Raw genomic sequence first — 10,009 nt, 5'->3', positions numbered from 1 at the left:
GGACGGGTGGCTTACGTGGCCCAGGTTCCGCGGGTGCTGTCGGGGACGTTTGCCGACAACATCCGACTCGACCATCTGGATCGAGCCATCGACCAGGCCATCGATGACGCCCGACTGCGTCCCGACGTCGAGGCCGCCGGGGGAGTGGACTCGGTGATCGGGCACCGCGGGGTGCGCCTGTCGGGTGGTCAGATCCAGCGCTTGGCCTTGGCCCGAGCGTTGGCGGCCGAACCGGAACTCCTCCTCGCCGACGACGTCTCCAGTGCGCTCGACGCCGCCACCGAGATCGAGTTGTGGACCGCGCTGCGGGCGCGTGGGATCGCGGTCATCGGTGCCACCTCAAAACGGGCCGCGCTGGCACGGGCCGATCGGGTGGTGGTCCTCGAGGCTGGTCGGATGGTGGCCGAGGGTCCTTGGGCCGAACTCAGCCGCGAGTACGCCCATCTGGCGGGCTGATCGATCCTCCCGAAGTGTTCACCTCGTGTTCGCGAGAACGCGGGTGTTCAGGAGCCCAATCCTGATTAGCTGCGCTAATGAACAAGTTTGTGACGGGCGTCCTCATCGCCATGCTGACCGCGTTCGCCGTCGGGTCGTTCGCACCGACCGCCTCGGCGACACCTACCGAGCAGTATCCGATCGACCCGGCCGCCGCGCAGGCCTCCACGGTGTACCCGGGTCCCGCACTGCCCGGCCGGGACTTCGTCGCCGATCCGTCGGTTGCACAGTCGAAGTCGGCGACTCAGGCCGCGGCTGCGCCGTTCGTCACGGTGCCGTCGAACTACGTCTACAACCCGAACCTGCAACCGGTCGCGCGGCATGACTATTGCACCTCGTCGCCCGACAGCTACTTCGCTGCGGACTTTCGCGGACCGTGCGCCCGCCACGACCTCTGTTACGACGCCGCCGACGCCGCCGGTCGGTCGTACACCGCCTGCAACTCGGCGCTGCGCACTGACATGATCACCAACTGCGCCTACGCCTACGGATCAGGTGTGGCGTACACGACGTGCGTGGCCACCGCCGACATCTATTGGGCAGCAGTTACTCTCGCACATCTGTAGCCCAAGCGCGGTGATTGTCGCCCGCCAGCGTGGATCTTGCGCGCGGTTACCGGCGGCAGTGAAAGGTACTCTTGCGGTGTGGGATTCACCGACGCGGAGCTGCAGGCCTGTCGGGGTGCGCTCGTTGACGATCTCGTCGGCGACGACTGTCGGCTGTTGTTCGTCGGGATCAATCCCAGCCTGTGGTCGGCGGCCACCGGCGCGCACTTCGCGCGCCGCGGCAATCGCTTCTATCCGGCGCTGCATCGGGCCGGAATCCTCGATCGGGTGATTGACGCCTCGCGCGGGTGGACCGACGCCGATCGTGCCGATCTGATGGCGGCCGGGGTCGGCATCACGAACATCGTCGGCCGAGCAACGGCGCGCGCCGACGAACTCGACGTCGAGGAGTTACGCGCCGGCTGGCGGCTGCTCGCAGACCGGGTCGACGCCATCGCCCCGACGGTGGTGGCGATCGCGGGGATCACCGCCTACCGCAGCGCATCCGGCGATCGGGCCGCCGGTACCGGGCGACAGTCCGTCGATCTGCGGAATCGACCGCTGTGGGTGGTACCCAACCCCAGTGGCCTCAACGCTCATCACACCGTGAACTCGCTGGCAGCCGCCTATCGCGAGGTCGCGATTGCCGCCGGCCTGACCATCGCAGACCCCGTGAGCGGACCGGTCCACCGCTAGCGTGGCTGCAATGTCTGGCAGGCAGCGTTGCGCGCTGCCTCGATGCCGTACCCCGATGTGGGTGCCACCCGCAGGCAACCGCTACCGCCCGGTATCAGCTGGGTCATCTCAAGCGTTCGATAGGGTCTCCGAGTGGTTCAACAAATCTCGAAGTGGTTGCTGAGGTATTGAGATGAAGCGCTTTGACATGACTGTAGATTTCAATGGAATTGTCATCTTTGATCCCGCCAGATTGTCGGATTACTACGGAGGGATCAAGCGGGGCCATAATGTATGGAGGGACTTCACCACTACCAACATGGGTGATGAAGTCGTACAGCAGGGCATTGTCGTGCCCCTGATTGGTATCAATGATGGTTCATATGAAGTTTACGTACGGTCGGTCAGTGAGCCCAGTTGCTGGGGACTGGATTCCATTAAAGACAATAAAGGGTTCCCACTGCGCGTGTCAGTGAGGTTGGTCATCGCCGATATGGCAGTTCTGTTGGACTGGTACGAGGATGAAGGGTGGTTTGACATTGACTGCGAGCCAGGATTTTATGACGTTGATATCTATGGGTATCGAAAAGTTGTAAGTGGAGCAGTACAGTCTTGCGGCTATGATTTCGTTCTCACCAACGTCGAGAGATTGCCAACTATGACCGCTGAACTAGAGAAGGACATGCAGGTGCTTACCCTCGAGGAGGATTGAGAGTTGAACGAGTTGGATTGCCTGGGTGGACTGCATCCAGTAACTGGAGATGCATTCGTCGGGGTGGCTCCAGAGGAGCTGTGGAAGATATTACGATCATACGAAAGGTCACTTCCAGGCAAATTCATAGACTTCGTGGCGACTTGGGGTTGTTGTTCCTCAGATGAAGAGGTGGTGTTTCGCCTTGCGGGGCAGAGCGCGGTTCATCTTCATGCCGAAAGCGTTGGTATTCCCAATCGCCGACATAATAGTGCAGGATTTTCCCACTTCTATGGTTTGAACCTGGCGGAAGAGACGCTGAACCTGAGTTGGGCGCTGAAAACGTACAATACGCGAATGCCTGAAGGTAGCGTTCCAGTAGCTGCCGATGGTTCGGGCGGGCAGATATGCTATATCGCTGATTCCCCAGTGGGCCCTGGCTTCTTTTGGTGGGACCACGACAACGAATGGGATGAGGATGACTATCGTGTCGATACTGGCGAGGACATGCCCGAGGTGTCAAAGTTTCAGAACGTCTATTTCATAGCCCCGCATTTTGAGGGATTCTTGGCTGCTGCCGAAATTGTTACTGGCCTGCAATCGGAATCGTCCGGTTGACTGTATGTCCTGCGCCATCAAGATGATCGCCGTGGCGATCAACGTCGAAGCGCCGATCGCCATCGAGCGCGACCCGCTGGGCTGGTCCACGCGCGCGCGGGTCGAGCACACGTCGCCGCGTCGGCCGCGCGAGATCGTTGCCGTCTCGCGAACGGCAGGACTGCTCACGCAGCTGGGTCGTCCGGTGGCTCGGTTCGCCAGTTGCTGGTCCGCGGGGCGGCATCTGCGCGGAATGCGGAGCTTGCCCGACTGATGCCGTGGTCATGCACCGCCTCGGACTGATCCAGTGGTCGGGTCCGCGTACGGTAGGTCACATCTGACCGGCGGCAACAGTGTCTGACCGGAAGTTACTGCGGCAAGGAGTTCGGCTCGGTGGGAAAGCTCTCGAACAGGATGTGGCGTGCACTGGGTGCACAGTCGTCGCGCAACCAGTCGAAGTCGATCGCGCTGATCAAGCGCTCGGCCGACCACGACGACTGGGCGGCCGGCCTCGACGATGACGAGTTCGCCGACGCCGCGAGAGCGCTCGACATCTCCGACCCCGCCGGCCGCGACCGCGCGAAGTTCCTGGCGTTGGCCCGCGAGGGAAGCGAGCGGTCGTTGTCGATGCGCCCGTTTGACGTGCAGTTGCAAGGTGCGTTGCGGCTGCTCGAAGGTGACGTCGTGGAGATGGCTACCGGAGAGGGTAAAACCCTCGCCGGGGCGATTGCAGCAGTCGGTTATGCATTGTTGGGCCACAGCGTCCACGTCATCTCCGTCAACGACTATCTGGCCACCCGTGACGCCACGCTGATGACGCCGCTGTTGACGCTGTTCGGCCTGACCGCCGGAGCGGTGTCGGAGAACTCCGATCGCGCCGCCCGCAAGGCGGCCTACGCCAGTGACATCACCTACGGATCGGTCAACGAGATCGGGTTCGACGTGTTGCGTGATCAGCTGGTCACCCACGCCGACGATCTCGTCTCGCCCCGCCCGGACGTGGCGATCATCGACGAAGCAGACTCGGTGCTCGTCGACGAGGCGCTGGTTCCGTTGGTCCTGGCCGGTGCGACCACCGGGGAGGTGCCCGATCGCGTCATCCACGATGCGGTGGCCAAGTTACGCAAGAACCACTACGAGATCGACACCGAGGGACGCAACGTCTTCCTCACCGACGAGGGTGCGGCTTTCATCGAGGCCGAGCTCGGCGACATCAACCTCTACGACGAGGAACACGTCGGCACCACGTTGGTGCATGTCAACATCGCCATGCACGCCCACATCCTCGTCGAGCGCGACGTGCACTACATCGTCCGCGATGGAGGAGTGCACCTGATCAACGCCTCCCGTGGTCGGATCGCGCAACTGCAGCGCTGGCCAGACGGCCTGCAGGCGGCGGTGGAACTGAAAGAGGGACTGGCGCAGACCGATTCAGGTGAGGTGATCGACACGATCACCGTGCAGGCGTTGATCGGTCGCTACCCGACGGTGTGTGGAATGACCGGTACCGCCTTGGCCGCCGGTGAACAGTTCCGGCAGTTCTACTCGCTGGCCGTGTCGCAGATCCCCCCCAACCGCGAGAACATCCGCATCGATGAACCCGACCGCGTGTACGACACCAAGGCCAACAAGGCCGAGGCCGTCGTCGAGTTCGTCAAGGAGATCCACGAGACCGGACAGCCGGTCCTGATCGGGACCCACGACGTCGCCCAGTCCGAGGAACTCGCCTATCTGCTGGACCGAGCGGATGTGAAATGCGTTGTGCTCAATGCGAAGAACGACGCCGAGGAGGCCTCGATCATCGCCGAGGCGGGCGCGCTGGGCGCGGTGACGGTGTCGACGCAGATGGCTGGGCGTGGAACCGACATCAAGCTCGGTGGATCGAGCGGAGAGAAGAACGGCAAGTCCACCGGTGCCCGCGATCAGATCGTCGAACTGGGCGGTCTGTGCGTCGTCGGTACCGGGCGCCATGACACCGAACGTCTCGACAACCAGCTGCGCGGCCGCGCGGGGCGTCAGGGTGATCCGGGCCGGTCGGTGTTCTTCTCCAGCCTCGAGGACCCGGTGGTCGTCAAGAATCTCTCGTTCAAGCGTGACCCGGTGTCCGAGGAACCCGACGGATCGATGGGGGAGAAGGGGATCGAGCTCATCGAGCAGGCCCAACGTGTGGCCGAGGGCATCATGCTCGAGCTCCACGCCAACACCTGGCGCTACAACCTGCTGGTCAACCAACAGCGTGACATCGTGGTCAAGCGTCGGATGGAGCTGCTGACCACCGAGATCGCACTTGAGGAACTCGCCGAGAGCGAGCCGGCCCGCTACGCGCAACTGACCGAGGGCAAGTCGACGTCTGAGGAGACCGAGGCCGCCGAGGGTGAGGCCGATGCTTCAGGCAGCGTGAGCCCAGATGGGGACACCCCAGACGGGGACAACCCAGATGGGGATGCTCCATCTGCGCCGTCGATTCCCGACGAGCCGATCGATCGCGACGTGTTGGTGCAGGCCGCACGCGAGATCGCGCTGTTCCATCTCGATCGTGGGTGGGCCGATCATCTGGCGTTCGTCTCCGACGTTCGCGCCAGCATCCACCTGCGCTCGATCGGCCGCGAGAGCCCACTCGACGAGTTCCACAAGCTGATCCTCGACGAGTTCTCACGCCTGCCGGCGACGGCGGTTGAAAAGACGCGCGAGACGTTCCGCACCGTGGAGATCACCGCCGACGGTGTCGACCTCGCGGGCGCGGATCTGCGCCGGTCGACGACAACCTGGACCTACATGGTCCACGACAACCCGTTCGCCGGTGGTGGTGCCAAGACGCTGCAGGGCATCATCGGCATCTTCCGCTGACGGACAGCAACCCACCCGGATGAACGCATCAGACCCCACCGCCAGGTCGGCCGACGCGATCGAGAACCCCTCGCGCGACCGCATCGTCACCGTCCCCAACGCTCTGAGCCTGCTGCGGCTGCTGTTGGTCCCGGTCTTCGTCTGGCTGTTGCTGGTCGAGAAGGCAGACGGGTGGGCGTTCGTGGTCCTGCTCGTCTCGGGCGTCTCGGACTGGGCCGACGGCAAGCTCGCCCGGCTGCTGGATCAGTCGTCGCGGCTCGGTGCGCTTCTCGACCCCGCCGCGGATCGGATCTACATGATCGTGATCCCGATCGGTCTGGGTGTCCGCAGCATCGTCCCCTGGTGGGTGGTGGGCATCCTGTTGGCGCGAGATGTGTTGCTGTTGGCCACAGTTCCGTTCCTGAGCGCCCGCGGCATCGCGGCCCTACCCTCGACCTACGTGGGCAAGGCCGCCACGTTCGCACTGATGTACGGGTTCCCGCTTCTGCTCGGTGGACAACTCGACGGGGTCCTCGGCGACGTCTTGCGGCCCATCGGCTGGGCCTTCTTGATCTGGGGCACCGGGATGTACGTGTGGTCGTTCGTGCAGTACGTCTTTCAGACCGCTCTGGTGGTTCGACAGTTGCCACCGGTCGGTGGGGTGGGCAGGAGTGATCCACGCTAAGGTTCTCCGCGTGAGTGAGACCGAGGTCCCCGACAACCTGCGTTACACCGTCGAGCACGAATGGATCGAGAAGGTGGGTCCCGGCGTCGTGCGCGTGGGCATCACCGCCTACGCCCAAGATCAGCTCGGCGACGTCGTGTTCGTCCAGCTTCCTGCCGTCGATGACGTAGTGGGCAAGGGCGAGTCGTTCGCCGAAGTGGAATCGACGAAGAGCGTGTCCGACATCTACGGTCCGCTGGACGGTTCCATCGCGGCGATCAACGACGAGCTCGACAGTTCACCCGAGCTGATCAACTCCGATCCGTACGGGGCGGGCTGGCTGGTGGAGATCGTCGTCGGCGAGGATACCGACCTGGGCAACCTGCTCGAGGACATGCTCGACGCCGACGGATACCGGTCGGTCATCGGAGAATGAGCTCGACGCGGAGGGGTACGGTCGTGCGGTGTCGGGTGCCACGGCGCCCGACGGTCACACGACGGCCACGCCGCCTGGTGGGCACACGACCGACTGAGGTGCCCTTGCAGGCACACGGACTGAAGGAGAAGTGGTGAGCGACAACGACAAGGGCTACGACGCGCCGGTGGAGACGACGTCGGTCTTTCGCGCCGATTTGATCAAGGAGCTCGACGCGACCGGTGGGTCGGGTGAGACCTCGGATGCAGGCGTGGAGCGGTTGTCGGCGGGCACGGCTCTGCTGGTCGTCAAGCGTGGTCCCAACGCCGGTTCGCGGTTTCTCCTCGACCAGCCGACCACGTCGGCAGGACGGCATCCCGACAGCGACATCTTCCTCGACGACGTGACGGTGAGTCGGCGGCACGCCGAGTTCCGCCTGGGTGACAACGAGTTCCAGGTCGTCGACGTGGGTAGCCTCAACGGCACCTACGTCAACCGTGAGCCGGTCGACGCGGCCGTGCTGGCCAACGGCGACGAGGTGCAGATCGGCAAGTTCCGTCTCGTCTTCCTCAGCGGCCCCACCGGCGACGGATCATCGGCCGCCGGGTAGCGATGTGACCGCACCGTCCACCGGAGGGCAGTCCGAGGGATCGATGTCGATCGGTGCTGTCCTGGATCGGCTGCGTGGCGACTTCCCAGACGTCACCATCTCCAAGATCCGCTTTCTCGAGTCCGAAGGGCTCATCACCCCGCAGCGTTCTCCGTCGGGGTACCGGCGGTTCACCACTGCAGACTGTGAACGTCTCCGGTTCGTGCTGACCGCGCAGCGGGATCGCTATCTGCCCCTGAAGGTGATCAAGGAGCAGCTCGAATCGATCGATCGCGGTGAGCGGGTGGATCCGGGTACCGCACGGCTGCTGTCCTCGGCACGGTCGTGGGTGGCGCCGGCCACCGACTTCGCACACACCACCGCCCGGATCTCGCGTGAAACGTTGGTGGCGCGGACCGGTGCCACCGACGGCTTCGTCTCGGAGCTGCAGCGCGGCGGACTGCTGACCGCAGGGCCCGGCGGGTTCTTCGACGAGGACGCGGTGCGTCTGGTCGAGGCGGCCGCTGCCTTGGCCGCCTACGGGCTCGAGGCCCGACATCTGCGTACGTTCAAGGTCTCGGCCGATCGTGAGGCCGGTCTGGTCGTGCAGATCGCCACCCCGATAGCCAAGAGTCGTGGTGACGGTGCCCGTGACCGCGCCGAAGAGGTGATCCGTGAACTCGCAGCGCTCTCGGTCACCCTGCACACCCAGCTGGTGAAGGCCGCGGTCCGCGACGCTCTCGACTGAGACGTTCCCACCCGGAGTCACTCAATGACCCTGTATTTCCTTGTCGCCTGCCATGATTGGCGGTGACCCTGATGACCGCCCGTGTACGTTCGCGCGCGGCGCAGCCGTTCGCATCGAGCGCGTGTAGCGTCGGATTCGGCCGGGTGGCGCGCTGCGGTGCCATACGATCAGCGTCACGACACGAGCGCCCGATCAAGGCCCCACGAATGTTCGGTCGTCGACGGCAGGCGGGAGACACAGATGGGCGAGATGCAGGTCGTCGGAATCCGGGTGGAGCCGCCGCAGGGTCAACCGGTGTTGTTGCTGCGCGAAGTGGACGGCGACCGCTATCTGCCCATCTGGATCGGACAGAGTGAGGCGGCGTCCATCGCGCTCAAGCAGCGCGGTGTGGAACCGCCGCGACCGCTCACCCATGATCTGATCGTCAACCTGATGGCTGCGTTCGGCCAGGAACTCCTCGAGGTTCGCATCGTCGACATGCAGGAGGGAACCTTCTACGCGGAGATGATCTTCGCCGACGACCTGCGTGTCTCGGCTCGTCCGTCGGATTCCATCGCCGTGGCGATCCGGGCCGGGGTGCCGATCATCGCCGACGAGGGCGTGCTGGACGAGGCCGGTCTGCTGATCCCCGACGAGGAGTCCGCCGACTCCGAGGAGGTCAAGGAAGACGAGGTGGAGAAGTTCAAGGAGTTCCTCGACACCATCTCGCCTGACGACTTCAAAGCATCCGGCGGAGCTTGATCGGCGCCCGGCGTCAGGCGAACGAGATCTCATTTCGGACACCACGACGTCACAGATCACCCTCTACGTGAGGTCGAGGGTCAGGTTTGCGCGCGTCGCGTTGTCCGCGGGCCGATCGCCCCTTACCGTTTGACTCAGATGTCCGCCACCGGGCGGGACGCCAGCACGGGTCGGATACGACGGCGTAATCTGAGGTCCATCGGTGGAGTTCGCATCGGTGGCCCCGAGGTCGCCGGGGGACTCACCCGATTTTCGAGGAGTAGCAGTGGGCGATCAGCCGCAGGACCCAGCGGGCTCGACCGGCGACGCGCCGTTGGTGCCCCGTCCCACTCAGGGCACTCTCGACGACATCGCCCCCGGGGTCTTCCCCAACGACACCGTCCCAGATGAGCTGGTCGGATACCGCGTCCCCAGCGCCTGTCAGATCGCCGGGATCACCTATCGCCAACTCGACTACTGGGCCCGGACGTCGCTGGTGGTGCCGTCTATCCGTGGCGCGGCCGGCAGCGGTAGTCAACGGCTGTACTCGTTCAAGGACATCCTGGTCCTCAAGATCGTCAAACGACTCCTCGACACCGGAATCTCCTTGCAGAACATCCGCGTCGCGGTTGATCACCTGCGTAAACGTGGCGTCGAGGACCTTGCGCGCATCACGCTGTTCTCCGACGGCACCACCGTTTACGAGTGCACGTCGGCCGAAGAGGTGGTCGACCTGCTGCAGGGTGGTCAAGGTGTGTTCGGCATCGCAGTGGCCGGAGCCATGCGTGAGCTGTCGGGCACCATCGCCGACTTCCCGGGCGAACGCGCCGATGGCGCGGTCAGCGAGGAGGCTCCCGAGGACGAGCTGGCAGCTCGTCGCAAGACCCGCACCCGCCGGACCGGTTAGACTTCCAGAACGTCGCCACGGCACGGGAGAGCGTCACCGACCTGACCGGTCGAGACCGCCGAAGGAGCAACACCTCCCCGTCAATCTCTCAGGCACCCGGACCGTGTTGTGTGTCGACGTCTCTGGAAAGTGGTGAC

At 64.3% G+C, this 10,009-nt stretch carries 13 protein-coding genes and 1 riboswitch; all 13 genes read left to right on the top strand.

Features of this window, described 5'->3' with window-relative positions:
• A partial coding sequence (locus tag KIK15_RS15765; protein WP_214245629.1) for an ATP-binding cassette domain-containing protein occupies positions 1-456 on the top strand: 456 nt, incomplete at its 5' end.
• 77 nt (positions 457-533) lie between these two features.
• A complete protein-coding gene (locus KIK15_RS15760) occupies positions 534-1,061 on the top strand; it encodes a phospholipase A2 (protein ID WP_214245628.1) in 528 nt (175 codons plus the stop codon).
• Positions 1,062-1,139: 78 nt separating this feature from the next.
• Complete coding sequence (locus KIK15_RS15755) at positions 1,140-1,736, top strand: mismatch-specific DNA-glycosylase (RefSeq protein WP_214245627.1); 597 nt, start codon at positions 1,140-1,142, stop codon at positions 1,734-1,736.
• Between the two features lie 172 nt (positions 1,737-1,908).
• Positions 1,909-2,427: a hypothetical protein gene (locus KIK15_RS15750; RefSeq protein WP_214245626.1), complete on the top strand. Its 519-nt coding sequence runs from the start codon at positions 1,909-1,911 to the stop codon at positions 2,425-2,427.
• Between the two features lie 3 nt (positions 2,428-2,430).
• Positions 2,431-3,024 (top strand): SMI1/KNR4 family protein, encoded by a 594-nt coding sequence (locus tag KIK15_RS15745; RefSeq protein ID WP_214245625.1) that lies wholly within the window; start codon positions 2,431-2,433, stop codon positions 3,022-3,024.
• A gap of 31 nt (positions 3,025-3,055) precedes the next feature.
• A complete protein-coding gene (locus tag KIK15_RS15740; RefSeq protein WP_214245624.1) occupies positions 3,056-3,277 on the top strand; it encodes a hypothetical protein in 222 nt (73 codons plus the stop codon).
• A 119-nt stretch (positions 3,278-3,396) separates the two neighbouring features.
• Positions 3,397-5,850, top strand: coding sequence for an accessory Sec system translocase SecA2 (gene secA2, locus KIK15_RS15735; RefSeq protein WP_214245623.1), 2,454 nt, complete (start codon positions 3,397-3,399; stop codon positions 5,848-5,850).
• 19 nt (positions 5,851-5,869) lie between these two features.
• On the top strand, positions 5,870-6,514 hold the full coding sequence (locus tag KIK15_RS15730; protein ID WP_214245622.1) for a CDP-alcohol phosphatidyltransferase family protein: 645 nt from the start codon (positions 5,870-5,872) through the stop codon (positions 6,512-6,514).
• A gap of 10 nt (positions 6,515-6,524) precedes the next feature.
• Positions 6,525-6,929, top strand: coding sequence for a glycine cleavage system protein GcvH (gene gcvH / locus KIK15_RS15725; protein ID WP_214245621.1), 405 nt, complete (start codon positions 6,525-6,527; stop codon positions 6,927-6,929).
• Positions 6,930-7,062: 133 nt separating this feature from the next.
• Positions 7,063-7,518, top strand: coding sequence for a glycogen accumulation regulator GarA (gene garA / locus KIK15_RS15720; protein ID WP_374222862.1), 456 nt, complete (start codon positions 7,063-7,065; stop codon positions 7,516-7,518).
• A gap of 43 nt (positions 7,519-7,561) precedes the next feature.
• Positions 7,562-8,245, top strand: a complete 684-nt coding sequence (locus KIK15_RS15715; protein ID WP_214245694.1) for a MerR family transcriptional regulator — start codon at positions 7,562-7,564, stop codon at positions 8,243-8,245.
• Positions 8,246-8,485: 240 nt separating this feature from the next.
• The gene (locus tag KIK15_RS15710) at positions 8,486-8,986 is read left to right on the top strand and encodes a bifunctional nuclease family protein (RefSeq protein WP_214245619.1); all 501 of its coding nucleotides are present in this window, start codon (positions 8,486-8,488) and stop codon (positions 8,984-8,986) included.
• A 265-nt stretch (positions 8,987-9,251) separates the two neighbouring features.
• Positions 9,252-9,872: a MerR family transcriptional regulator gene (locus KIK15_RS15705; RefSeq protein ID WP_214245618.1), complete on the top strand. Its 621-nt coding sequence runs from the start codon at positions 9,252-9,254 to the stop codon at positions 9,870-9,872.
• Positions 9,873-9,885: 13 nt separating this feature from the next.
• A riboswitch (glycine riboswitch) is annotated at positions 9,886-9,986 on the top strand.
• Positions 9,987-10,009 lie beyond the last annotated feature (23 nt).

Origin of the sequence: Williamsia sp. CHRR-6 (genome assembly GCF_018474015.1) — a bacterium.
GTDB lineage: Bacteria > Actinomycetota > Actinomycetes > Mycobacteriales > Mycobacteriaceae > Williamsia_A.
This window is presented reverse-complemented; position numbering and strand designations above follow the sequence as displayed.

What these genes read in the sequence shown, in the direction of transcription:
- KIK15_RS15710 (WP_214245619.1), top strand. Translation starts at nt 8,486, where the DNA reads ATGGGCGAGATGCAGGTCGTCGGAATCCGGGTGGAGCCGCCGCAGGGT.
- KIK15_RS15730 (WP_214245622.1), top strand. Translation starts at nt 5,870, where the DNA reads ATGAACGCATCAGACCCCACCGCCAGGTCGGCCGACGCGATCGAGAAC.
- KIK15_RS15760 (WP_214245628.1), top strand. Translation starts at nt 534, where the DNA reads ATGAACAAGTTTGTGACGGGCGTCCTCATCGCCATGCTGACCGCGTTC.
- KIK15_RS15715 (WP_214245694.1), top strand. Translation starts at nt 7,562, where the DNA reads ATGTCGATCGGTGCTGTCCTGGATCGGCTGCGTGGCGACTTCCCAGAC.
- KIK15_RS15750 (WP_214245626.1), top strand. Translation starts at nt 1,909, where the DNA reads ATGAAGCGCTTTGACATGACTGTAGATTTCAATGGAATTGTCATCTTT.